General features: G+C 69.0%; 19 protein-coding genes. 7 read left to right on the forward strand and 12 right to left on the reverse strand.

Annotated features, from left to right (window positions below):
• Nucleotides 1-63 precede the first annotated feature (63 nt).
• A complete protein-coding gene (locus BO221_RS38655; RefSeq protein ID WP_073565865.1) occupies nucleotides 64-1629 on the forward strand; it encodes an LVIVD repeat-containing protein in 1566 nt (521 codons plus the stop codon).
• Between the two features lie 311 nt (nucleotides 1630-1940).
• Nucleotides 1941-2513 carry a class I SAM-dependent methyltransferase gene (locus tag BO221_RS38660; protein WP_233166451.1) on the forward strand — a complete coding sequence of 191 codons (573 nt, stop codon included), beginning with the start codon at nucleotides 1941-1943 and terminating at the stop codon, nucleotides 2511-2513.
• Between the two features lie 17 nt (nucleotides 2514-2530).
• Here the strand turns inward: BO221_RS38660 and BO221_RS38665 are convergent, their stop codons facing one another.
• The 3 genes from BO221_RS38665 to BO221_RS38675 all read right to left on the reverse strand — a co-directional run bounded on the left by BO221_RS38665 (nucleotide 2531) and on the right by BO221_RS38675 (nucleotide 6189).
• Nucleotides 2531-3358, reverse strand: a complete 828-nt coding sequence (locus BO221_RS38665) for a methyltransferase domain-containing protein (RefSeq protein ID WP_073565953.1) — start codon at nucleotides 3356-3358, stop codon at nucleotides 2531-2533.
• A gap of 247 nt (nucleotides 3359-3605) precedes the next feature.
• Complete coding sequence (locus BO221_RS38670; protein ID WP_073565867.1) at nucleotides 3606-4883, reverse strand: YecA family protein; 1278 nt, start codon at nucleotides 4881-4883, stop codon at nucleotides 3606-3608.
• A gap of 94 nt (nucleotides 4884-4977) precedes the next feature.
• Nucleotides 4978-6189, reverse strand: coding sequence for an OmpP1/FadL family transporter (locus tag BO221_RS38675; RefSeq protein WP_073565868.1), 1212 nt, complete (start codon nucleotides 6187-6189; stop codon nucleotides 4978-4980).
• Between the two features lie 198 nt (nucleotides 6190-6387).
• Between BO221_RS38675 and BO221_RS38680 the strand changes: the two genes are divergently transcribed.
• From BO221_RS38680 to BO221_RS38690, 3 genes are all read left to right on the forward strand, one after another.
• On the forward strand, nucleotides 6388-6972 hold the full coding sequence (locus BO221_RS38680; protein WP_233166452.1) for a hypothetical protein: 585 nt from the start codon (nucleotides 6388-6390) through the stop codon (nucleotides 6970-6972).
• A 314-nt stretch (nucleotides 6973-7286) separates the two neighbouring features.
• Nucleotides 7287-9254: a Hint domain-containing protein gene (locus BO221_RS57460; protein WP_143195928.1), complete on the forward strand. Its 1968-nt coding sequence runs from the start codon at nucleotides 7287-7289 to the stop codon at nucleotides 9252-9254.
• A 494-nt stretch (nucleotides 9255-9748) separates the two neighbouring features.
• Nucleotides 9749-11725 carry a Hint domain-containing protein gene (locus tag BO221_RS38690; protein WP_143195929.1) on the forward strand — a complete coding sequence of 659 codons (1977 nt, stop codon included), beginning with the start codon at nucleotides 9749-9751 and terminating at the stop codon, nucleotides 11723-11725.
• Between the two features lie 197 nt (nucleotides 11726-11922).
• On the opposite strand, the gene BO221_RS38695 is transcribed toward BO221_RS38690, so the two are convergent.
• The gene (locus tag BO221_RS38695; RefSeq protein WP_073565872.1) at nucleotides 11923-13932 is read right to left on the reverse strand and encodes a patatin-like phospholipase family protein; all 2010 of its coding nucleotides are present in this window, start codon (nucleotides 13930-13932) and stop codon (nucleotides 11923-11925) included.
• Between the two features lie 78 nt (nucleotides 13933-14010).
• Here BO221_RS38695 and BO221_RS38700 point away from each other — a divergent pair, with 78 nt between their 5' ends.
• Nucleotides 14011-14334, forward strand: a complete 324-nt coding sequence (locus BO221_RS38700; RefSeq protein WP_073565873.1) for a CBS domain-containing protein — start codon at nucleotides 14011-14013, stop codon at nucleotides 14332-14334.
• Here BO221_RS38700 and BO221_RS38705 read toward each other — a convergent pair.
• Entirely contained in the window at nucleotides 14331-15209 is an 879-nt protein-coding gene (locus BO221_RS38705) for an alpha/beta fold hydrolase (protein ID WP_073565874.1), read from the reverse strand. The two genes, BO221_RS38700 and BO221_RS38705, sit on opposite strands and share 4 nt — an antisense overlap.
• Before the next feature lie 164 nt (nucleotides 15210-15373).
• Here BO221_RS38705 and BO221_RS38710 point away from each other — a divergent pair, with 164 nt between their 5' ends.
• Entirely contained in the window at nucleotides 15374-16069 is a 696-nt protein-coding gene (locus tag BO221_RS38710; protein ID WP_073565875.1) for an NTP transferase domain-containing protein, read from the forward strand.
• A gap of 84 nt (nucleotides 16070-16153) precedes the next feature.
• Here BO221_RS38710 and BO221_RS38715 read toward each other — a convergent pair whose 3' ends face one another.
• The 7 genes from BO221_RS38715 to BO221_RS38745 all read right to left on the reverse strand — a co-directional run bounded on the left by BO221_RS38715 (nucleotide 16154) and on the right by BO221_RS38745 (nucleotide 23161).
• A complete protein-coding gene (locus tag BO221_RS38715) occupies nucleotides 16154-17128 on the reverse strand; it encodes a hypothetical protein (protein WP_073565876.1) in 975 nt (324 codons plus the stop codon).
• A 131-nt stretch (nucleotides 17129-17259) separates the two neighbouring features.
• Nucleotides 17260-18312, reverse strand: coding sequence for a type VI immunity family protein (locus tag BO221_RS38720; protein ID WP_083682066.1), 1053 nt, complete (start codon nucleotides 18310-18312; stop codon nucleotides 17260-17262).
• Nucleotides 18312-18932 carry a hypothetical protein gene (locus tag BO221_RS38725; protein WP_073565877.1) on the reverse strand — a complete coding sequence of 207 codons (621 nt, stop codon included), beginning with the start codon at nucleotides 18930-18932 and terminating at the stop codon, nucleotides 18312-18314. The genes BO221_RS38720 and BO221_RS38725 overlap by 1 nt, the downstream gene beginning before the upstream one ends.
• A 300-nt stretch (nucleotides 18933-19232) precedes the next feature.
• Nucleotides 19233-20060, reverse strand: coding sequence for an OmpA family protein (locus tag BO221_RS38730; RefSeq protein WP_083682068.1), 828 nt, complete (start codon nucleotides 20058-20060; stop codon nucleotides 19233-19235).
• A 94-nt stretch (nucleotides 20061-20154) separates the two neighbouring features.
• Nucleotides 20155-20742 carry a hypothetical protein gene (locus BO221_RS38735; protein WP_073565878.1) on the reverse strand — a complete coding sequence of 196 codons (588 nt, stop codon included), beginning with the start codon at nucleotides 20740-20742 and terminating at the stop codon, nucleotides 20155-20157.
• Nucleotides 20739-21425: a TetR/AcrR family transcriptional regulator gene (locus BO221_RS55105; protein WP_073565879.1), complete on the reverse strand. Its 687-nt coding sequence runs from the start codon at nucleotides 21423-21425 to the stop codon at nucleotides 20739-20741. The genes BO221_RS38735 and BO221_RS55105 overlap by 4 nt, the downstream gene beginning before the upstream one ends.
• A gap of 77 nt (nucleotides 21426-21502) precedes the next feature.
• Nucleotides 21503-23161 (reverse strand): ATP-binding protein, encoded by a 1659-nt coding sequence (locus BO221_RS38745; RefSeq protein WP_073565880.1) that lies wholly within the window; start codon nucleotides 23159-23161, stop codon nucleotides 21503-21505.
• Nucleotides 23162-23325: the final 164 nt, after the last annotated feature.

Raw genomic sequence — 23325 nt, forward strand, 5'->3', positions numbered from 1 at the left:
GGAGCGGGGCCCTTCAGGGGCGCGGTATCGTGGGCGCACCGAGCCACGAAAGGAAACGCCGACATGAAATGGACGCGTCGTGCCTGTGCGGTCCTGGCCCTTGGAGTCCTGCCGTTGTCCGCCTGCGGCCGCGAGCCGCCGGAGCCGCCGGTCATCAACGACCTGGAGGGAGACTGGGTGGACACGGGCCGCTACGCGGCGTGCGCGGTGCGCAACACCACGGAATTCGCCTGTGGAGACCCGGAGGGCTTCGATGTCTCCCGGTGTGACACGGGCACGCTGGCCGGCATTCCGGGGGATGGCATCTACACGATGCTGTACCGGCTCGACGCGGAGTCCCCGGGCATTGGCGCGGGTTCCTTCCGCGTGTCGGCGGACGGGAGCCAGGACTCGTTCCGGGGAGCGGCGCCGACGCAGCGGCAGGTGGACGCGGACACCTTCTTCCTGTCGAGCACGCGCGCGCAGTCCTCCTCGGTCACTTTGCGCAACTCGGTGGTGGGGTGCCGGGCCGAGGGCAAGCGGCTGTACGGCTGCTACATCAATTGCCGCAACGGGAAGCGCACCGGGGCGGGCACCTTCGTGGCGGAGCGCTGGGAGCGGCGCGTGGGCGAGGCGGAGGCCTCGGGGCTGGGACTCGTCTCCGAGTCGTTCGTGGATGCGGGCATGCCGGTGGACATCTACGTGACCCAGGGCCATGCGTACGTGGTGTCGGTGCCGGAGGGAGTCGAGCGGGGAGGGCTCACGGTCTTCGATGTGCGCAACCCGGAGGCACCGGTGTTCAAGACGTATTTCAGCCTGCCCAACGACAACTATTGGAACGGGGTGTGGGCGAAGGGGAACGCGCTGTACGTGGCGAGCGCGGACTCGGGGGTGGTGGTGTTCGACATCACGAACCCGGCGAGCCCACAACTGGTGAAGAGCGTGTCGTCGGGACAGGGGCAGCTCGACGTGCACACGGTGTTCGTGGAGGGGGAGCGGCTGTACGCGATGTCACCGAGCCCGTCGCCGCGGACGTTCATCTACGACATCCAGAATCCCCTGGAGCCGATGCGGCTGGGTGATTACGCGGAGGTGGGAGCGGGGACGGATCCGACGGTGGGCTATCCGCACGACGCGCTGGCCTTCGAGGGGATGCTGTACATCAACCACTGGTCGGGCGGGTACGTGATGGTGGACGTGAGCGACCCGGCGAATCCGAGGAAGGTGGGGGCGTACAAGTACCCGTACGCGACGAGTCACGCGAACGCGGTGGGGAAGTTCGGGGACAGGCGCATCGCGTTCGAGGGAGGGGAGAACTGGGGAGCGCACCTGCGGGTGCTGGACGTGACGGATCCGGCGCAACCGAAGCGGTTGGGCGAGTACAAGCTGGAGGAGAACGCCTCCATCCACAACATGGTGCTGAAGGGGAATCGGCTCTACATCGCGTACTACCACCATGGGGTGAGGGTGCTGGACGTCTCGGTGCCGGAGAGCCCGAAGGAGGTGGCGCACTACAACACGTTCCGCGAGACGGACCCGGACCGTGGGAAGAGCTTCTACGAGGGAGCGATCGGCATGCGTGTGCCAGGAGACGGGTACGTGTACGTCATCGACACCTCGAGGGGACTGCTCATCTTCCCGGAGCTCTGAGCACCCAAACAACCCCTCTCCCCCCGGGAGAGGGACGGGGTGAGGGTATCGAGCATCCCGGGTTGCACCGCTATCGAGCATCCCGCTGTCACGGCCGTGGACACAGGCTCCGTGGGGCATACGCTCGGTGCCCCTGAAACGGAGGCAGCCAGATGAAGATGACCCCGAGTGTCTTTCCCCGATCCCGAGCCGTGAGCACCCTCTTCGCCGCATGGCTGTTGTCCGCCGCGGCCTGCGCGCACCGAGCATCCCCAGAACCGAGCGAAGCACCGGCCCACACGAAGCACGCTCACGGAGAGCACCACGGGGGGATGCCGCACCGCTTCGAGAACGCGGAGGAGTGGGTGAAGCGCTTCGAGGAGCCGGAGCGCGACGCCTGGCAGAAGCCGGACGAAGTCGTGAAGGCGCTGTCCCTGCCGGCGGACGCGAAGGTGGCGGACATCGGAGCGGGGACGGGCTACTTCGCGGTGAGGCTGGCGCGGGCGGTGCCCCAGGGGCGGGTGTACGGCGTGGACATCGAGCCGGACATGGCGCGCTTCATGAGTGAGCGCGCGAAGCGCGAGAACCTGGGCAACCTGGAAGCGGTGCTGGCCGAGCCGGGGGATGCAAAGCTGCCGGAGCCGGTGGACGTGGCGCTCATCGTGAACACGTACCACCACATCGGCGACCGGGTGGCCTACATGAAGCGGTTCGGTGAGAAGCTGAGGCCCGGGGGGCGGGTGGTCATCATCGACTTCCGCGTGGAATCGCCGAAGGGGCCACCCCGGCAGCACAAGCTCTCACCCGAGCAGGTTCGCGGGGAACTGGAGGCGGCGGGCTACCGGCAGACCCAGACGCACGAGTTCCTGCCGGACCAGTACTTCCTGGAGTTCCAGCGCGGGTGAGCGCGCGGCCACTCCGCTCACACCCGCTTCGCCGTGATGACGATGTAGCCCATGCTGCGCATCGCGGTCTCCGCGATGCGCGTCCATTGCTCCTGGATGGCCGCGAGGAATTCGTCGCTGTACGCCCGGCGCACCTCCTCCTCCTTCTCCCGGATGGCGGCGGACACCGCATCGAAGGTCGCCATGACGTTCTGGGTGATGTCCAGCACGTGCTCGACCTCGTAGCCCGTGTCGCGGATGAGATACGGGTAGTCCTCGGGGCTCATGTAGCTCCGGGCGACGAACGCGTTCTGGAGGAACGTCTGGTCCTCCTGCGACGCCTTCTCCTTGACGACGATGTCCGCGATGAGCAGCCGTCCGCCCGGATGGAGGACGCGCGCCACCTCGCGCAGTGCCGCGGCCTTGTCCGGCATGTGGAAGAGCGACTCGAGCGCCCACGCCGCGTCGAACGACCCCGCCTGGAACGGCAGCGACATGGCGTTGCCGCAGGTGAACGAGGTCTGCCCGCTCGTCCCATGGAGGCTCGCCCAGCGCTCGGCCTGCGCGGCCTGCCGGGGGCTGATGGTGATGCCCTCCACCATGCATCCGCTGCTCTGCGCCAGGCGCGTCGCCGGCTCCCCGAGCCCACTGCCGATGTCGAGCACCCGGTGCCCCTTCTGGGCTCCGAGCTGCTGGATCATCAGGTCCGTGAAGCGCTGCTGGGCCTCGGCGAAGGTTCCGCCGGATTCACCTGGGGGCCAATAGCCCAGGTGCAGGCTCCTGCTGCCGATGATCTCGTAGAACGGCGTGATGTAGTCGTAGTGCCGCGCTACGGCTTCCGGTGTCGTCTTGCTTGCCGCGGTCATGGTTCCCCACAGCATACGCCTCAAGCCCGGGCGGGTCGCGGGGCTCGCGTTGCGTCACCCTGCTCACACCCCTCGAGCCCACCCTTCCACCCTCGTTTCAGCCTGGATCATCCTGGAAGAGCGGCTCTCCTCGGTGCCTCCGCCGCTCGTCCTCCAGCCTCCCGCCCGTGCCGGCTTCACCTGTGGTGCGGGAGACCTCTACCCTCACCCCGGCCCTCTCCCAGGGGGAGAGGGTGCTCGCAATCCCTTACATCGCGATGGGGTGGGCGCGCAGCCACTCCTGGGCGCGGTGGATCCGCTCGGCGGCCGCCGGCAGGTTCATGTCTCCCAGCAGCTTCCGGTAGGGCTCCAGGTCCTCCGCCGTCCACTTCGTCTTCGCCTCCAGGTCCGCCCTCACCACCTGCTCCTCCGCCGAGCGCGCCGCCGGCTCGCTGTACGACGTGAGGATCGCCGCCAACATCATCCGCACCGGCTCCGCCTCGAAGGCCACCGCCGCGTCCGCGAAGAAGGCCCGCGTCGTCTCGTCCAACGCCGTGTCCTTCGCCTTCGCCCGCATCCGCTCCAGCATCCCCGGCAGCATCTCCCGGTCCGTGTCCAGGGCCGTCCTCACCGCCCCCAGGAACGAGGCCACCGCCGCGCTCCGGGCCTTCGCGTCCATCCCCGGCGCCTTCAACGCGTTCAGCGGCTCCCACAACACGCTGGTGAGCCACACCTGCTCCTCGGGTGTGAAGACGGAGGGTGTCATGCTCTGGCGCATCGCCGCCTCCACCCGCCCCGAGCGCTCCTTGGCCTCCTGGGTGATGCGCGCCGCCAGCTGTGGATCCGATTCCACGTACTTCACCAGCGGCTCCATCTCGCCCTCGCCCGCCTTGCGCAGCACCTCGCGCGCCTCGTCCGAGAGGTCCGCGTGCTCGGCGAGCGTCTCCAGCTTCGCCGCCAGCTCCTGGCCATGCCGGGCGCCCCACTCGCGGAACTGCACGCCGAACACCACGTCCAGCACGGGCCGGTCCTCGGGCCGGAAGCTGCCCGTCTTCGGCGTGGTGGCCAGCAGCGCTCCCAGGCACAGCGTCTGCCGGTCCTCCGAGCTCAGGCCCGCCGTCGTGGCCCGCACCAACAACGTGGTCCGCAGCTTCTCCAGGAACGCCCGCGTCCCCAGCTCGCGCACCGTGCCCAGCCGCAGCGAGTTGCGCGCCTGCGCCGGGTCCCTCGCCACGGCGTCCTCCAGCCGCTCCAGCTCCCGCGACACGTGCTTGTCGAAGGCCGCCGCATCGAAGCGCAGGCCCGGGGCCGGGCCCCACTGCGTCAACAGCTCGCCCAGGTGGTCCAACCCCTCGGACACGCGCGACATGTCCCCGCCCCCGAGCATGTCCATCGCCGCCTGCAAGTCATTGGCGAGCGGGTGCGCGGCGGGCTTGGGCGCGGCGGCCGCCTCCTTCGCCCGATCCTCGGCGGCATGGCAGGCCTTGTACTTCTTGCCACTTCCGCAGGGACAGGGGTCGTTGCGTCCGGGCTTCTGGGAGCTCATGTCCTCACACACCTCTTTGAAATGACGGAGCCCGGCACACGGTAGTGCCGGGCCCCCTCTTCACCCAGGTGTGCTCCCTAGCAGGGCGAGCGCGTCAGGGCGAGTAACCGAGCGTCAGTCCAATCACGTGGGCGGAGCCCTGGTAGGTGCCTGGCAGCGGCGGGAAGGTGCTCTCGGTCTCCAGCAGGGAGACGAACTGGTAGGCCGCGTCCACCCGGAAGCCCCCGAAGGCATAACCCGCGCCCAGCGAGACGCGGATGCGGTCGGCGTCCGGCAGGTCCGGCGCGAGCGTCTCCGCGGGAGAGGGTGTCGGGTCGTAGACGAAGCCCGCGCGCACCGCCAGCGCGTTCGTCACCATGTACTCACCGCCCACGTGGAAGTTCCACCGGTCCTCCCAGTTCTTGACGGAGGGCAGGTTGAACTCGGGCGTCGTCTGGAACTCGAAGAGGATCTGTTGGATGCTGGACCACTGCACCCAGTTGACGTCGACGGCCAGCGTCAGCTTCTCCAGCGGCCTGACGGACGCGCCGAGCCCCAACGTGGCCGGCATCTCGATATCCAGCTGGACGGGCTGATCCGGGAACGCCGGGGCCACCGGGTCCGGGAAGCCCGAGAAGTCCGCGTCGCCCGCGAGGTCCATCACCACCCGGCTGCGGTATTGAACGCCGAGCGTCACCGTCCCCTGCAGCAGATCCGCCTGGATGCCCGCGTTGTAGCCAATGCCCCAGGCGCTGGTGGACAACGCCAGCTCCCCCGTGGCTCCGGCGGCGGGGGAGGGCGGGGGCACGACGATCTGCCGGTTGGCATCGAGCATTCCGTAGACGGACTGGAAGCCCACCCCGAGCCGCAGCCAGCTCAGCGGCGCATACGCCAGCGTCGGGTTGATGTCGAAGGTGGTCACCGTCGAGCCGCGGGCGATCTGCCGTCCCACGAAGTCCTCCGGCCATTCGCTTCTGGCGCCATAGGGCGTGAACACACCCACGCCCACCGCGAACTGCTCGATGGGCTTGTAGACGATGTAGCCGTGCGGCGGGGGAGCCACCGGATTCTGCGTCTGCTCGACGCCCGTTGCATTGGCGGTGAAGCCCAGGTGCCCGAGGATGAGCGAGTCGCCGAGCTGGATGTCCAGCGTCTTCACCCCCAGGATGCCCGCCGGGTTGTAGTAGATGGACGCGGCATCCTTCGAGCTCGCCACACCCGTCGAGCCCATGCCGGTGGCGCGGGAGCCCTGGGTGTCGATGGCGATGCCGGCTGCCTGGCTGGCGCCCGCGGCGAGCAGCGTCACGACCGTGAGTGTCTTCTTCATACGCGAGTCCTTCTTCGCGACGACCGACTGCGTTTGCCTTTGGGGGGGTAAGGTTGACTCGTACCTGGAGTGTGGCATCCCCGCCTTCCGGGCCATGGCGCGTGCGCTGCCGGACAGAGGGGGCCGGGGGTCGCGGCTTCGCGTCGGGTGGAAGACGGACGATGCCGGTGGGGCGGTTCCCGGATATAGGTTGGGCCCATGAAAAGACTGCTCGGTGCGATGACACTCATGGCGGCCGTGGGCGTGGCCCAGGCCCAGGCGCAGCAGACTCCTCCCCCGGCCCCACAGGCGCAGGCTCCCCAGGCCGCTCCCGAGGCGGGCGGCCTCACCTGGACGTCCCCCTCGGGCTGGGAGACGCAGGGCACCCGGCCCATGCGCGTGGCCACCTATCGCATCGCTCCGGCCAAGGGTGATGCCGAGGCCGCCGAGCTGGCCATCTTCTACTTCGGCGCCGGCCAGGGCGGCGCGGTGGACGCCAACGTGAAGCGCTGGCTGGGCCAGTTCCAGAAGGCGGATGGCACCCCCATCAGCGAGAAGGACGCGCGCTCCAAGAAGGAGACGCTCAACGGGCTCGCCGTCACCACGCTGGACGTCAAGGGCACCTATACCGGCGGCGGCCCCATGATGGGCCCCTCCACGCCCAAGCCCGGCTACCGTCTGCTGGGCGCCATCGTCGAGGGGGCCGAGGGTCCGCTCTTCTTCAAGCTCACCGGCCCCGAGCGTACCGTCGCCGGCGCGGAGAAGAACTTCCGCAAGCTGCTCGAGTCGGTGAAGAAGAAGTAGGAAAAAGTTTTCCCTCCCGGGCTCTGAATTCCCGAGAGGGATTGCGGTCCTCCGGCGCTTCCGGAGGGCCGCGTCCATCTGGAGTCACCCTTGAACGTCGGGCGTGCGACGCACGTCTGGCTCGGGTGTTCCGGGATTCAACAGGCAACCGCGTTCCCTCTGCACGCCGCTCGAGGCGGATACACGTTGGCGGTGAGCCGGGACGTGTGCACTCCGACCCATCACCTTGAACCCCACCCGTGACCACGTCACCAGGGCTCCTCCTCCCTGGATAGGGGAGGTGCACCCTCATCCCCCTTGCTTCGGATGGAATCATGAGAAGTTCCTTGCTGACCCTGATGATGGTGGCCGCGCTCTCGTCCGCGTGCGGCCAGCAGCGGCAAACCCCCGCCTCCGGACAGGTGGACACGCAGCAGCTCGCGGAGGACTCGCGTGAGATGGCGCGGCGCTACGCGCAATGGCAGGCGGCCCTGCGCTCGCAGGCCTTGAAGACCGGTGACAACGAGAAGATGCCCCTGGACCTGAGCGACGAGGTGCACTACCGCTTCGTCTTGAACCGGCTGAAGGCCTCGGGGCTCTCCGCGCTCAACGCGCCCCAGCTCTTCGTGCGCCTGGACGAGCTCCACCGCCGGCTGCCCCTGCCCGAGCGGCCCATGCATGCTCCGGGGGATGGGGTCCTCGCCGCGGGCATGACGGCCACGGCGGACGGCATGGCGTGCGGACACATGATTCCGCTCGGCCTCGGCGGCGGAGACGACGCCAACGCCCGCTTCCATGGCACGGCGCTCACCTCGTGCTTCGGCGGCTCGGACTACGGCTACGTGGACCTCACGGCCTTCGTCACGGACGAGGACCAGATGTCCTTCCAGTACCTCGCCAGTGAGTCCCACGAGGAGTACGCGGGCAAGGTGTTGGAGACGCCGCCGCTCGCGCTCTCCGTGCCCCGGCAGGACGACAAGCTGTTGCTGGTGGACTCGCTGGCCATGGCCTTCAACGAGATGACGGGCGAGGAGCAGCTCACCTATACGTCGGTCTCGGCCACGTTGCACCCGGTGCCGGGGCTGGGCGAGGGCGACATCGTCCTGGAGCACCCGAAGGATCTGCTCAGGGACACGATCGAGAAGCACATCCGCGTGTGCATGGAGCGCGGGGCGATCGGCGGCTACCTGGATTGTGATTACGGGCTGGTGCGCCGGGAGGCGGATGGGTCGTGGACGCCCTTTCCGGCCTCGGGAGCCACGGGCATCGCCGGGGTGGACGTGGATGCCACGAGGGCCTCGGGTGGCGCGACGGGCACGCCGACGTGGATTCCCGACCCGGGCGCGTACTTCGAGGCTCCGGTGAAGCCGATGGATGCGTCACGCTTCCAACTGCCCGTGCGCGGCCATTTCATGCCCCACGTCCTGGAGGAGTGCGAGGTGACGAAGGTGACCAGCAAGGTGGCGGCCATCCTGGTGGACGAAGGGGGCTGGTGTGACGCGGGCGCGGCGGCCGGCACGGTGGTGGGCAAGGGCGAGTTGCCCTGGAAGGTGACGCCCACTGCGTCCGGCGAGTACCCCTTCGACGGCATCCTGGATTTCGGCACGGGCAACTGCCTGATGCACGCGCAGAACGTGCGGCTGGAGATGTGGGTCTACACCGAGGGCTTCTGCCCGGACCCGTATGGCGGCGAGCCGGAGCCCTTCCGCTGCCCGTCGAAGAAGGAGGTGAGGCCGGTGGACTACAAGCGCGGGTGCCTGGCGGAGGGGACGCGGGTGATGCGGGCGGACGGCCGGAGCGTGCCGGTGGAGCAGGTGAAGGTGGGCGAGAAGCTGCTGACCCAGGGCACGGAGCGGGCGCTGACGGTGACGTCGGTGACGCGCGGTGGGGAGAGCAACCCGGTGGTGAAGCTGCGCGACGAGCAGGGGCGCGAGGTGAGGGTGACGGAGACACACCCCATGGTGACGGCGGCGCGCGGCGTGGTGCAGGCCCGCGAGCTGAAGGTGGGTGACGCGGTGTTGACGCGCACCGGTGCCCGGAAGCTGGTGGCGGTGGAGCGCGTCCCCTATGCCGGGGCCGTCTACAACTTCGCGCTGGGCACTCCGGAGGAGCTGGCCGGGCTGGGGCCCGAGGCGCGCACGCTGTACGCCGATGGTTTCCTGGTGGGTGACAGCCAGATGCAGGAGGCGCTGGAGAAGGCCCGGCGGGTGGACGCGCGGGCGCTGCTGGTGCGGCTGAACGGTGCCTGGCACGAGGACTTCCGGCTGTCTCAGGCCCGGAAGCTGGCGCGCGCGCGCCGGTAGCCCACGGCCAGGTGCTCGAGGTCCCGAGGGGCCGTCCCGGACACACCGGGGCGGCCCTTCTGCTTTTCCGCCATGCTCCGGTGGGGAGCCTCGGGGTCCTGGGTGGAATCTCACCTGCCCCCACCTTTCTACAGGCCAAAAGGTAAGGAAAAGCTTTTCCCCATCCTTTCTACAGACACGCGTATGGGAAAGGATTTGCCCATCCTTTCTACAGCTTTCTACACGGGAGCCATGAAAGGCTTTCAACTTCTTCCCTCTCACGCGGGGGAGCCGGGCGAGGACATCCGCTCGGCTGGCCGTGTGTCCTTCCCGGTGGGCGCAGGGCATTGTTCTTTGTTCGCGGGTTTTCCCCGAAGTGTGTCTGTGTTTGGACAGGGAAGGAAAATCCTTTCCCCGGGCCGTCTTCCCATTGGGCGAGGCATCCCCAGTTTCCGCCCGCCTCGCGATGGTCCGTGAGGAGCCGATTGCCGCTTCAGCCCCTGAGGTCAAACCCCATGAAACTGTCTCTGAATGCGTCGTCCCGGATGATTCCGCGCCTCGCCCCGGTCATGTTGGGACTGGCGATGCTCGGTGCTGGCTGCGCCCAGCAGAAGACGCCCGCGCGCGAGGTGGACAAGCAGGCCCTGGCGGCCGACTCGCTCTACATGGCCCGGCTCTACGCGGGCTGGGAGAAGCAGTTGGAGGCGCAGGGGCTCTCGCGCGGCGGCCGCAACTCGCAGATGGAGCTCGACCTGGCGGATGACACGCAGTTCCGCTTCGTGAAGAACCGCCTGCTGGCCTCGGGCAGCACGCCGGAGAACTCGCCCCAGCTCTTCCGCAAGCTGGAGACGCTGCGCAAGGCGAAGAAGACCGGTACGCCCGGCCCGAAGGCCCGTCAGGACCGGCTCACCCCGAGCGGGCCCACGGAGAACTCGCGGTGTGGCCATCTGCTGCCGCTCGCCGACGTGGCCAGCGCCGACAACACGGTGGCGAAGTTCCAGGCCACCGGCCTCGTCACCTGCTTCGAGGGCTCCGACTACGCCTACGCGGACGTCACCGCCTTCGCCGCCAACCCCGAGCGCACGCAGTTCCGCGTGCTCGGTACCGAGTCCCTCGAGGAGTACGCCAGCTCCGTCCTCGAGACGCCGCCACTCCCGCTCTCGCTGAAGGTGGGCCCGGAGGAGGAACTCTTCGTCGACTCGGTGGCCATCGCCTTCGACGAGGAGACGGGCGAGGAGCACCTGTCCTATACGGTGGCCGAGTCCTCCCTGGTGGCCCTGGGCGCGCACGACATCAACCTCATCACCGTGCACTACCCCAAGGAGCTGATCGGGAAGATGCACAGCGACAATCCCATCCGCACCTGCCTGGAGCGTGGCGCCGTCGCCGGCTTCCTGGATTGTGATTACGCCTCGGGCAGCAAGGATCCCGTCACCGGCCTCTTCAAGCCCTTCGCCAAGCCCTTCACGGGCGTGGGCGCGGCGGACCCCGAGGCGAGCCACACCACGTGGTTCCCCGCCGCCGGGGCCTACTGGGAGCCCGCCAGCGGCGCCTACGACCCGAGCCACCTCTACCTGCCCATGCGTGGCTGGTACCAGGTGACCCTGCCATCGGAATGCACCCTGGATGCGCTGACGAGTGATGCGACCGTCGTCCTGATGGAGCGTGGCGGCCGCTGCTCCGCGGGCACCATGCCCGGCACCAGCGTTTTCAAGGGGAGCCTGCCCTTCAAGACGCCGTCCTTCGACGAGTATGACCCCACGAAGCTCAACGCCCCCTTCGACGGGTTGGTGGACTTCGGCAAGGACTGCCTGGACATGTACCAGAACGTGCGTCTGATGATGCGCGCCACGCTGAAGGCCACCTGCGTGGACTACGCGGGCAACAGCCGGCCCTACACCCGCTCGCGTTACCAGGACATCCTCAACCTCGACTGGCGCAACGCCTGCCTCGCCGAGGGCACGCGCGTGACGAAGGCCGATGGCTCGCAGGTGCCGGTGGAGCAGGTGAAGGTGGGTGACCAGCTGCTGGCCAATGGCCAGGGCCAGGCCCTCACGGTGACGACCGTGTCGCGCGGCGGCGAGCGCAAGCCCCTCGTGAAGCTGCGGGATGCCCTGGGTGGCGAGGTGATGGTCACCCAGACGCACCCCATGGTGACGGCCACCCGCGGTGTGGTGCAGGCCGGTGAGCTGAAGGCCGGTGACTCCCTGCTGACCCGCGCTGGCGCGGCGAAGCTCGTGGGCGTCGAGCGCGTGCCCTTCTCCGGTGACGTGTTCAACTTCTCCCTCGGCACTCCCGAGGAGCTGGCCATCGCCACGCCCGGGACGAACACGATGTACGCCAACGGCTACCTGGTGGGTGACAGCCAGATGCAGCTCACCCTGGAGAAGCAGCGCTCCAGCGACTCCCGCGAGGTGCTCGCCCGCCTCAACGGCGCCTGGCACGAGGACTTCCGCCTGCACCAGGCCCGGAGCAAGAGCGCTCGCCGATAAGCCCCTTCACGTATGTCCGTGAGGGAGTCCCCTGGGCGCAAGCGCGGCCATTTCCCCTCGCCCTCCGGGAGAGGGACGGGGTGAGGGTGCCTCGAATCCTGGGTTGAACCCCTGGTCCACATTGGGGTCCATGGGTTGGAGAACGGGGACGGGCACCCTCACCCCGACCCTCTCCCGAGGGGAGAGGGGATATTCGGTCAGAAGGGCAGCCAGCTCGGCTTCACGCTCCTGGGGTTCGTGAGGGTGTAGGCGAGCTGGTTCCGCAGATCTCCGAAGGCCATGTTGTCCAGGTACATGGCCTCGATGCGCTGCCGGCCCACCGCGAGCTCGATGGGCTTGCCGCCACCCGCGGGCTTCGCCACCAGCGTGTCGCCTCCCGCGTAGCTCACCTGGTAGCGCTTGCCCTTCACGTCCACCGGCACGTCGAAGCGCAGGTCGCGAGGCACCTCGGCCTTGAAGTTCGTCCCTCGCGAGCCCGGCACACGCAGGTCGTCGAGGAAGTCGCGCAGGAAGTCGCGCGTCACCTGGCGCGACTGGCCGTCCAGTGCCGGGTCCACCTTGTCGTCGTACCCGAACTTCAGCGTGCTGTCGCCCTTGCTCGGGTCCGTGAGGTCCCACGTCGGCAGCGTCAGCATGAACTGGTTGGCCTGGGGCTTCGTCCGGTCCATGTAGTCGTTGTAGTCCGCCCCCGAGTCCTTCAGCAGCGTGTAGCCGTTGAGTGCGTTCCACAGCACGTTCGTCGCGTCCAGGTTGCCCGCGGGCAGTGGCTTCGTCGTGTCCTGGTGGTCCGCCGGATGGCCCGTGGCCCGCGTGTAGAGCGACGCGCCAATCGCCGGCAGGCCGTTCTTGTTGTAGCCCATGGGCAGGTTGTCCAGCGCCCCGCCGTCCACCAGGTGCATGCGCCGGCCCGTCGCCGGGTCCACCACCTGCACCGGCTCGAAGACGCCCGGAATCGCCATCGAGGCGCGCACCGCCAGCGCCACCGGAGTGTCCGGCGTCGTCTCCTGGCTGAAGACGAAGATGCGGTCCTTGGCCGACGTCATCCCGTTGGCCCCCGCCCCGCTGTCGTAGGCCTTCGCCGCTATCAACTGCAGCGGCACCTTCAGGTCCGCGAACGTCACCGGCCGGTCCGTGATGCCCGTCAGCTTGCGCAGCTCCTGGTCGAAGAGCTCGAAGGCCTGCTCCCCGTTGAGGAGGCCTCCATCCTTCATGTCCAGGTCCCAGTCGTAGAGGTTGCTCAACCGGGGATCCTTCGCCAGGGCTTGAATCTGCTCGGGGCCCGCACCCGTCGCCGCGAACGCCGCCGCGATGGAGCCCGCCGAGGTGCCGCTCAGGCTCGTGGGCACCACCCCCAGCTCATACATCTCCGCCAGCATCGCGCCGTAGCGCTTGCCCTTGCCGCCACCTCCCTGGAGGCTCAGGTGCACACCCTGCGGCTCTCCGTCCTTCACGGGCATTCCCAGCTCCGCCCGCCGCGCTGCCACCGCCGCCTTGTATTCCTCGGGCGTACGCACCGTGCGTGCCGAGGCGCCCTCGCCCAGCTTCAGCTCGCGCGGCCCGTTGCCGAAGAGGAAGTCCATGGGCGCTGGCGGCTTCGTCACCGGTGTGCCCGTGGGGAAGTGGCTCGCGTGCAGCTTCCCGCCCGCCAGCTCCTTCTCGAAGAACTGCGGGTCCACCCACAGGGCTCCCGGCTTGGGCGCCGTGGTGCGCGTGTAGCCGGAGTCCGCCTTCAGCTTGCCCTCGGCCGCCTCCAGCGCCTTCTGCAGCTCGGCCCGGCGCGGGTGGTGGGCCGGCGTCATCTCCAGCTCCAGGGCCAGTTGGCGCACCTTGCCCAGCGTCTCGCGGAAGTCCTTCGTCTGATCGACGAGCTTCTTGCCCTCCTCGTCCCGGATTTTCGGCGGGAAGATGCGCTCGAGCGCCTTGCGCAGGTCGCCCAGGTCCACCTTCTTCAGGGCATCCAGCGGAATCTGGAGCGGCTTGCCGGTGAGGGTGATGCCCTCCCAGCCCGTCTTTCCCGCGGCGGGCTTCACGCCCGTGGGCAGCCGCGCCTCGAAGGTGTCCACCACCCGATTGACGTGGGTGCTGACGTTCTTCGCCGCGTTCTGCAGCGCCTGGCCCACCTTCTCCAGAGGGTTGGAGGGAGCGGCCTCGGGCTGACGCAGGGGGGGCGCCGGGAGGGACGGCGTACGGGGGGGCTTCACGGACATGCCCCATCATCCCCCCAACGGCAAGCCGCTTGCTACAGCCGGAGAGAGCCCGAAGGGGCTTCTTCACTGGAGGTAGTCGTGACGCGCCGCACTGTCGAGCCCCAAGTTGTTGCAATGCCTGACATCATCCTCTATCCCCGCGACACGGTGATGCGCGCGCTCGAAGTGATGCACCGTTACGGCGTGCACCTGTTGCCAGTGGTGGATGAACGACACGGCGAAATCCTCGGCCATGTCTCCGAGGAGGAGCTGCACCGCATCTGGTCCACGCTCCCGCTGGCCCGCATGACTGAAATTCTGACTGCCCGCGCCACGCTCGCTTCGGAAGGAAGTGCAGGCGATCGGCCGCGCGTCGTCCTCCTGCCGGGCGGGCAGGGCGTGCGCTCCACCTGGTTGCACTAACGCGCGGCCGCCACCCGACGGATGGCGGCCACAATCTCCTCGGGCACCTCCTCCTGGAGGAAATGGCCCGCGGGAGTCTCGGTGACACGGGCGCGCGGAAACACCTCGCGGTGACGCCGCAGTGCCCGGCCGAGAATGGGGTCCTTCACTCCCCACACCAATTCCACGGGTCCCTGGAAGGAGCGGGCCCAGGCGTCTCCCTCGGTGAGCTCGGCCACCGTGGGGTGCTCCGGGCCGTTGGGCACCATGCGCGCCAATGCCAGGGGCGCCGCCCGGTCCACCACCTTCCTCAACGGCCATGCATAGGCCCTCGCCACGTCTCCAGAGATGGAGGACGGGTCTCCTTGCGTGCGCCCCAGCACGGGCAGGGGGAAATTGAACAGCCGGAAGGCCACGTCGCTCACCACCGGCATGTGGGAGAAGCGGTGGAAGGCCGTGGTGCGGAAGCGCTCGGGTTTGAGGAGCGCGGTGTTCATCACCACCAGCCCCGTCACCCGGCCGCCCGCCCGCGCCGCCATCCACGCGCCGATGGGGCCTCCCCAGTCCTGCACCACCAACACCACGTCCTTCAATTCCAGTCCCTGGACGAGCTCCAGCAGGGACTCGCCATGGCGCCGCAGCGTGTGCGCGGACAGCTCCCGGGGCTTGTCGCTCAGCCCCAGGCCGATGAGGTCCGGCGCCACCACCCGGTACGGTCCTCCCGCCAGGCCCGCCATCACCTCGCGATAGAGGAAGGACCAGGTGGGGTTGCCGTGCAGCAGCAGGACCGGGCGCCCCTCCCCTTCGTCCACGTAATGCATCCGCCCGAAGACAGTCGGGGCGAAGCGCGAGCGGTACGGGAAGCGCCGGGTGATGAAGGTGGGAAGTTCGATCATGGGCGGAAAGGCGTAGCACTTGCGTGCATGGTCAACATCAGCGGCCTGCTGAATGCCGACTTCCCAACGGGCTGCCCCCGGGGGCGCGGCCAGATCGCTTCGCGCTTGCCAGGGTGTAGGGGGTCGCCCCCACGCCAACCGGTGGGGGCCGGAGGAGGCGTGGCATGAAGGCTGTGGCGATCATCCTCGCTGCGGGGGAGGCCAGGAAGATGGGCTACTCCAAGGCGCTCATCGAGCACGAGGGGGGCAAGAGCTTCCTGCAGTCGCTCGCATCGACGTTTGGCAAGGCCGGCTGCTCGGTCATCGGCGTCATCGGCAAGGAGGCCGAGGCCGTCCGCGACCAGCATCCCGCCGTACACCTGGTGGAGAACGAGCGGTGGCAGGACGGCCAGCTCAGCTCGGTGAAGGCCGGACTGGAGGCGGCCTTCGAGGAGGGGGCGGACATCATCCTCCTGCAGCCGGTGGACATGCCCGCGTTGCGTGCTTCCACGCTCAAGTCGCTCATCAAGGCGATGGGGGACTCGGTGGAGGCCATCCGCCCCGAGTTCGAGGGGGCCTCGGGCTTCCCCATCATCCTCTCGCGCGGCGCCGCCGAGCGGCTGCGGGACAGGGACTCGACGGAGGCGCAGCTGGAGGTGGCGGTGCGGGGCCTGCAGATGCGCCGCATCCCGGTGAAGGACCCGGGCGTGGTCGTCAACATCAACACCCCGGAGACGTACGAGCGGCTGTTCGGCTCGGCGCCGAAGCTCGCGCCTCCGCCCAAGCGCCGGGGCAAGAAGACCGAGTCCACCGGCACCACGGTGTCCACCGGCGCTTCGGCTCCCATGGAGGCCTCCTCCGAGGGGATCTCCGGCTCGTGAGCCCGGAGCGGCGCGCCCGGACCCGGCCGGCGGGTCCGTGGCCATCCCTCCCTCTCCGAAGCGCAGGGGAGAGGAGGGGAGCCGCTAGAAGTACAGGCCGACGCCGGCGTAGGGGCCGCTGAAGTAGTCGCGGTTCCGCACGCCGTCGACCTGGCCCTTGTCGTCGAGCGTCATCACCCGCCAGCCGGCGCGCAGGTTGATGGCGCTGAGGTGCAGCGCGAGGCCCGCCTGGGCATCCAGCTGGAAGTGCGGCGCCGGGACGACCTGAGCGCGGGTCTCCAGGTCCAACACGCCGTTGAGGCACCGCTCGAAGGACACGGCGAAGCTCGGGCCCGTGAAGGTGGCGCTCGGTGCCTTCGCCGAGGCGATGCCGCCTTCCAGCCGCAGCCGGGTCTGGTCGTCGGTGTACACCGCGAGCGTCAGGTGCAGGTTGAAGAGGTCGATCTTGTCCTGGCCCGGCGTGCCGTCGTCCGTGGGCATCCGCATGCCGGTCCCCGCCAGGGCCACGCCCCAGTGCTGGCCCTCGATGCCCGCGTTGAGCCCCATCGCCGAGCCTCCTGATGCCAGCGCGAGCCCCTCCGCGTTCACCCGGAACATGAGCAGGTTGCGGTTGCGCTCCTGCGTTTGCTGGACCTGCTGCTGGACCACCGGCTCCTGCCCGTAGGGGTACATGGGCTGCTCGCCGGGTGCGAGCTGCACCTGGGCCTGCACCTGGACCTGGGCCGGAGGGGGCTGGTAGGTCGTCTCGTAGGTGGCCGTCGCCTCGTAGTGCGACGCGTGCGCGGCGATCTCGGCGACATCCGCGGCGATGTGGATGATGTCCAGGATGGTGCCCACGGTGTCCGCGACGTCGCTCGAGGAGCTGGAGCCGCCGGAGCTGGAACCGCCGGAGCTGGAACCGCCCCCGCTGCTGTTGCTCGAACCCACCGGGCTGGCGTCGTGCACCTTGTCGTTGCTGGAGGAGTCGGAGCGCTTACCGAAGCGCGCCTCGGCGGTACCAGCGGTGAAGAGCAGGCTCGAGGCCAGGGAGGTGCACAGCAGTTGCCGGAAGGAGGGCACAGGGATTCTCCGGGGCGGGAAAATGGGCGCCAGTGGGTGACCAGAGGCTCGGACGGCCGCCCGCCCGGTTTATTCACGGCATTTTTCCGCGCGGATTCCGGGGAGGGGTGGAGGCATGTAGGTGCGAGGTGTCAGTCGAGGAAGCGCCTCCACCAGCGCTTCGCCTCGTCCTGGGTGAGGAGCAGGCTCGAGTAGGTGGGCGGCTGGTCCAGGGAGGTGGTGTCCGAGAGGTCCAGCGGTTCGAGCCAGGGCTCCAGCACCCGAGCGAGTTCCCGGTACGCGGGGAGGGTCTGCCCGGTGGAGAGGTCTCCTGCTTCAGGGTGCTCGCCGAGGGCGACGACCACGCGCTCCTCGTCGATTGTGTGCACGGTGGTTCCGGGGGAGTGGAGGCGAGCGCGAAGGGCCGCGGCTCCACCGAGTTGGTCCAGCACGGGCCGCGCGAGGAAGTTGAGCCAGTGGACGCCATCGACACGTGTGCCCATCCGGTGCTCGAAGAGCCAGGCCGGGCGCAGGTCGATGCCCGGGTAGCGGAGGAGCTCGGCGCGGAAGGCATCGTCCCTGGAGCGCAGGGGCCAGTAGAGCTGCAGGGCGAGGCCCACGTGACCGGTGGCGAAACGCAGCTGGGAGGCCATCTCCAGGGCGAGCTCTCGCACCTTCGTGGATCCGTGCTCTTTCAGGTACTCGGTGGGGAGGGTCGCGGTGAGGGTGCTCACCAGGTTGGGAGGGGGCGTACGCGTGGGAAGGCGGGCCCGGTACCAGAGTTGGTAGCCGTTGGTGCTGCCGAAGCCACCATCGAAGATGAGTTGAGTGGCGAAGCCCCTCTTCTGCAGGCGGTAGAGGGTGGGATCACTGAGTTCTTCGATGAAGCGGAACGGCCGCTCAGGCCGGAGGAGGTGGTGAAGATAGTCCCAGGTCTCCTTGTTCAGTGGGTTGCCTTCGTCGTCATTTGTGTAGACGTGATTGATGGCTCTGGGGCCCTGCCCCACCGTATCCAGGTAGCTCTTGACTGCATGGCTTACGCCGGAGGCGATGTCCGGGTGGTCATAGGGCAGGTAGAAGGCGAAGCGGACAACGCCTCGTGCCAGCAGCTCGCGCGGGGGAACGCGGGGTGGCTTGCCACTCCAGAGCTTGACGTGGACGGGGCATGGTCCACGGTGGCGGATGCGAGGAACTGGGAAAGTCATCAGGGGATGCCGAGTTGGAAGAGCCCGGCGGGAGAAATGATGGCCGCGGGGCATCGGTTCGAGAGCAGCTGGTAGGCTTTCAGTTGTGCCTCTGCCCAGGAGGTCTTGTGCGGTGCCAACTTCTGGGCGGAGAGGCAGGGGAATTTGAGTTCGTAGACGCATTGCACGTCGGTGGCATTCCTCGTTCCGTGCACCACGAAATCGGGATGGAGGGTATTGACGCCCTTGTCCGTCAGCACGACTCCATTCACCTCGGGGTCGGGCTTGTAGCGAGGCTCAACGGTGAAGTTCTCGCGGAGGTCCGGAGGCAGGCGAGCCTTGAAGCAGGCGAAGGCCGCAGCGTGCTTGAGCCTCCCGAGTTCCTGGGCAAGGGTCTCTTTTTCGCCCGCCGCATCGAAGCCGACTCTTTTCAGGCACTCGGCGTCATTGGGGAACTTCCCGTTCTCGAACCTGAATGCCTCACCCCGCTGCTGATAGGTCTCGTTGATGTCCGCGTGCGCCTGCGCCACGCACGCCTTGAGGGTTGCTTCGACGAGATCCAACTCCGCGCCGGTCAGGGCCCGTTCGAGGGTATTGAGGCCCTGGACGGCCTCCGCGGCCTGAACGACCTTCCCAAGCACCTGGCCAACCCGGGTCGCCGCTGGCGCGATGAGCTCCCCGGTGCTTGCATTGACCGGAGCGGCACAGGCCGGGCCGCATGACTGGTCGAATCGAGACCGCGCGCCGGTGAGTTGCCCGCTCCGGGATGGCTGGGCCAGGTAGGGCGCTGGTTGGAACGTTGCGGTGCAGGAGATACAGAGGAACGCCGAGAGGTGAAGCCAACCGAGCCGAGCCACGTGTTCCCCAGCGGAATGAGCCAGGGCCGAGAATGCACCGGGCGCACACCGCCGTGAAGCGTCTCCGGGAGTGCCTCGCTCCAGTTACCGCGTCTGTCCCGTGCGTTTCTTGGCCAGCCGTTGGTCCGCGGGCGGCGGAGGAGGCGGTGTGGGTTTCGGCGGCGCGGGCATGAGCTGCAGCTCCAGCCGCCGGTTGCGCTCCCGAGCCAGCGGTCCGTCATCCACCACCACCGGGTGATACGGCCCGTAGCCCGCCGCCACCAGCCGCTCCGGGCCCAGCTTCGTCTTCTCCCCCAGCAGCCGCACCACCGTCACCGCTCGCGCCGAGGACAGCTCCCAGCTCGTCGCTTCCGGTGCCGTCTCTGGCACCGCGTCCGTGTGCACCGCCACCTGCACCAGGTGGCCCTCCACCGCCAGCTTCGCTCCCACCCGCGCCAACAGCTCCGCTCCCGCCGGGGTCAGCGCCGCCTTGCGTGGCTCGAAGAGCACCCGGTCCGCCAGCTCCACCCGCAGCCGTCCCTCCGTCTCCGTCAGGAAGACCTCGCCCTTCTCCAGCTCCGCCTTCAGCAACTGCTCCAGCTCCGTGCGCGCCGCCTCGCGCCGCGCGAGCAACACGTTCTGATCCCCGGCTCGCTTGTTGAGCGCCGCGGTCTGCGTGGTCAATCCCTGCTGCTGTTGCTCCAGCAGGCGCATCCGCCGCGCCATGCTGTCCCTCAACACCTGCAGCTCCGCCACTCGGGCCTCGGACTCACTGGCTTCGCGCTCCAGCTGCTCTACCCGCTGCATCAGCGACGAGATGGAGCGCGACGCCCCCCATCCGCCCAGCACCGTCACCCCCAGCGAGCCCGCCAGCAGCCACCACGGCAGCCACCGGCGCCGGCGCTTCTCCGCGTCGCTCGCTGTTCGTTCCATCCGGGCCCCTCGGTTCGCGTGGTTTGAACTCCAAGGATATTCAGGGCGCGCGGGTAGGTCTCAAGGGGGAAGGGGTGGCGCGGGCTCGTACCGTTCAGCGCAGCCAGTTCACCAGCGCCCACGCCGCCAGTGCGACCGGGGCCAGGAAGGCCGCCGTGCCCACCGCCGACATGAGCAGCGCCGCCGCGGACCAGCCCGCGAACGTCATCCGGTCCTTCCACGTCGGCGCGGGCACCGGCACGTCCATCCCGAGCGCGCTCCGCATCTCCTCCACCGTCCGGCCCAGCAGGGTTTCCCCGTACTCGGAGCGGTAGAGGTTGCGCGTGTGCAGGCCCCGCTGGAAGGCCCTCGCGATCCGCCGGGGCATGAAGAACAGCCCCGCGCCCATCCCCGAGAGGTTCAGCAGCCACGCCACCCAGTGGTCCGTGCACCCGCTCGCCACTTCCCACGCCGAAATCTCGCACTCGCCGGGGAAGTCCGTGCGGTAGCCCGTCAGCACGTGGTGCAGGTCATGGAAGCGCAGCGCCCGCACCCGCTCGGCCGAGTTGGGGAACCAGAATGGCACCGGGCCCACGTCCACCCGCACCCAGCGCTCGTCGTAGTTGCCGCCCTGCCCGAAGCCGTTCTCCTCGAAATAGCGCTCGCGCGCCTGCCGCAGCGTCAGGGTTGCCTCGATGCTCATGACCGCCTCCGCTTGTTTCCTCCAGAAGTCCCCGCCCCCGGCCCGAGCCCCTTCAACTGAAGGGCGAAGGAACGCTCGAGCATCGGGCGCCAGCTGTCCCCGGGGCCCAGGGCCCCCGACAGCCAGCCCATCAACGTCGTGAGGTACAGCGAGAAGAAGTTGAAGCCCGCCATCTCCAGGTCCACGTCCCCGGCCACCTCGCCGCGCTCGCGTGCCGCCGCCACCAGCCCCGCCAGCCGCGCCGCGAAGGCCCGCTCCAACTGCATCCGCTCCCCGGTGGGCCCCGGCTCCATGAAGACCAATTCCCGGATGAACATGCGCGCCAGGGCCGGGTCCTTCGCGTACAACCGGAAGAAGCCCTCGAAGACGTGCAGCAACTGCTCGAGCAGCGGCGCCTGCGTGGGCAGCGTCCGGAAGCGCTCCTCCTGCACCGCCTCCACCTTCTCGGCCAGGACGAGCATCAGCAGCTCCTCCTTGGTGCGTGCGTAGAGGAACAGCGTCCCCGTCCCCACGCCCGCCCGCTCGGCGATCTCCCGCGTCGTCGTCTCCGCGAACCCCTTGCTCGCGAAGAGCTCGCGCGCCGCCTCGCGGATGCGCTCCAGCTTCTCCTGCTTGTTGCGCTCCCTCAGTCCCGGGGCCTCGGCGGCCTTCGGGCGGGCGCTTCCTCTCCGCGAAGTGACCATGCTCAAAAATGAGTATGCTCAGAAATATGGCGCGGCGCAAGCCAATCGCCCGGGCGTGGGACGGCGGGGAGGGGCGTTCAGCCGAGCGGAAGGTGGAGGAAGAAGTGGGCGCCCTGGCCGGGCGTGCTCTCCACCTTCAGCTCGCCGCCGTGGGCGCGGGCGATCCTCCGGGCCACGTACAGGCCCAGTCCCAGGCTCTCGCGCGAGTGCTTGCCCGAGGCCCGCTGGTAGCGCTCGAAGATGCGCGCCTGGGCCTCCAGGGTGATGCCCGGGCCGGAGTCCCGCACGCCGAGCACCGCCATCCCTTCCCCTCGCTCCACGTGCAGCTCCACCGGCTGGCCGGGGGCGTACTTCATCGCGTTGGACAGCAGGTTCATCACCACCTGCTCCACCCGCAGCCGGTCCACCTTCGCCACCACGGGCGCGTCCGCGCGCACCACCGTGGTGCAGCCCGCCTCGGCCAGCTTCTCCTCGAAGCGGACCACCACCCAGCGCACCAGCTCCGCGAGGTCCACGTCCTCCAACTCCAGCTCCAGCTCCATCCGCCCGGTGGAGATGCGCGACACGTCCAGCAGGTGTTTGACGAGTTGCTCCAGCCGCTCCGTCTGGCGCCGGGCCGTCACCAGCGACCGCCGCAGCTTGTCCTCGGTGGGCATGCGGCCCGCGTCCACCGCCCGCTGCAGGGCCGTCAGTTGCAGACTCAGCGCGGACAGCGGCGTGCGCAGCTCATGCGTGGCGATGGCGACGAACTCGTCCCGCGCCTCCACTGCCTGCTCCGCCTCGCGGTAGAGCCGGGCGTGCTCCACCACGAAGGCCACGCGCCGGGCCAGCTCCTCGGCGTACTTCAGCTCCCGCTCCGTGTAGCTCCGGCCCGGGGTGGCGAGGATGAAGTCGAGCAGGCCCACCCGGCGCGCTCCCACCGACAGCGGCACCGCCATGCACGCGCGCGGCCCCAGTTGCTCCAGGGCCCGCAGGTGCTCGGGCGAGCGCGCCGTCATGCTCAGCACCTCGGGGGTGATGTCCGGCAGCAGCAGCGGGCGGCCCTCGTGGAACACCCTCGACAGCGGGCTGGGGCTGCCCACCTTCGGCGGAAAACGCAGCACTTCGTTCATCAGCGGCTGGTGCTTCGGCTCCCGCGCGGCGGCCACCAGGCGGTGCAACTCACCGTCCTCGCCCACCACGTCGATGATGCAGTAGTCGGCCAGCTGGCGCGTGGCCAGCCGCGCCACCGCTCGCAGCGTGCCCTCCCAGTCCAGTGATTCCACCAGCAGGCGCGTGGCCTCGGAGAGGAAGGCCTCGGCGTGCTCCGCCTGCCGGTGCGGGGTGATGTCCACCTTCACCGCCACCGCGCCCACGATGGTGCCCTGGGGGTTCTTCAGCGCCGTGGTGGAGTGCAGCACCGTGCGCCGCGCACCGTCGAAGGCGACGATGTCCACCTCCTCGTTCACCACCGGGTGCCCGTCGCGCAGCGTGCGCGCCAGTGCCCACTCGTGGGCCTCCAGCCGCCGGCTGTTTCCCGGCCAGTAGCCCTCGTAGATGCCGTACTCCTCCAGCCCCACCCGCGGCAGCGGGCCGCCCCAGATGCTCTCCGCCACGGGGTTGGATTCCAGCGGCCACCCCCGCGCATCCACGATGAAGACGCCCACCGGCATCAGCCGCAGCAGTGCCCTCAGGTGCTCGCGCTCGGCGAGCAGGGCCGCGGCTTCCGGAGGACCGGGTCGATCGAGCTGGGACATGACTGCGTGGACTCCCCCCGCTTCCACCATACCGTCACGTCCACTCGGGGGGCGTGGGGGGACGGGCTGGACGTCCTCCACTGCGCGTTTCCAAGGGATTCCCAGGGGCTGAGAAAAACCCCGCCTCCTGCCTCGCGTGAGGTGCGCGGGGCCCACCCCCTTCC

Origin of the sequence: Archangium sp. Cb G35, assembly GCF_001896145.1 — a bacterium.
Classification (GTDB): Bacteria; Myxococcota; Myxococcia; order Myxococcales; family Myxococcaceae; genus Archangium; species Archangium violaceum.

Coding starts and splice junctions, on each gene's coding strand:
- BO221_RS38655 (WP_073565865.1), top strand. CDS start 64: ATGAAATGGACGCGTCGTGCCTGTGCGGTCCTGGCCCTTGGAGTCCTG.
- BO221_RS38660 (WP_233166451.1), top strand. CDS start 1,941: ATGCCGCACCGCTTCGAGAACGCGGAGGAGTGGGTGAAGCGCTTCGAG.
- BO221_RS38665 (WP_073565953.1), bottom strand. CDS start 3,358: ATGACCGCGGCAAGCAAGACGACACCGGAAGCCGTAGCGCGGCACTAC.
- BO221_RS38670 (WP_073565867.1), bottom strand. CDS start 4,883: ATGAGCTCCCAGAAGCCCGGACGCAACGACCCCTGTCCCTGCGGAAGT.
- BO221_RS38675 (WP_073565868.1), bottom strand. CDS start 6,189: ATGAAGAAGACACTCACGGTCGTGACGCTGCTCGCCGCGGGCGCCAGC.
- BO221_RS38680 (WP_233166452.1), top strand. CDS start 6,388: ATGAAAAGACTGCTCGGTGCGATGACACTCATGGCGGCCGTGGGCGTG.
- BO221_RS57460 (WP_143195928.1), top strand. CDS start 7,287: ATGAGAAGTTCCTTGCTGACCCTGATGATGGTGGCCGCGCTCTCGTCC.
- BO221_RS38690 (WP_143195929.1), top strand. CDS start 9,749: ATGAAACTGTCTCTGAATGCGTCGTCCCGGATGATTCCGCGCCTCGCC.
- BO221_RS38695 (WP_073565872.1), bottom strand. CDS start 13,932: ATGTCCGTGAAGCCCCCCCGTACGCCGTCCCTCCCGGCGCCCCCCCTG.
- BO221_RS38705 (WP_073565874.1), bottom strand. CDS start 15,209: ATGATCGAACTTCCCACCTTCATCACCCGGCGCTTCCCGTACCGCTCG.
- BO221_RS38710 (WP_073565875.1), top strand. CDS start 15,374: ATGAAGGCTGTGGCGATCATCCTCGCTGCGGGGGAGGCCAGGAAGATG.
- BO221_RS38720 (WP_083682066.1), bottom strand. CDS start 18,312: ATGACTTTCCCAGTTCCTCGCATCCGCCACCGTGGACCATGCCCCGTC.
- BO221_RS38730 (WP_083682068.1), bottom strand. CDS start 20,060: ATGGAACGAACAGCGAGCGACGCGGAGAAGCGCCGGCGCCGGTGGCTG.
- BO221_RS38735 (WP_073565878.1), bottom strand. CDS start 20,742: ATGAGCATCGAGGCAACCCTGACGCTGCGGCAGGCGCGCGAGCGCTAT.
- BO221_RS55105 (WP_073565879.1), bottom strand. CDS start 21,425: ATGGTCACTTCGCGGAGAGGAAGCGCCCGCCCGAAGGCCGCCGAGGCC.
- BO221_RS38745 (WP_073565880.1), bottom strand. CDS start 23,161: ATGTCCCAGCTCGATCGACCCGGTCCTCCGGAAGCCGCGGCCCTGCTC.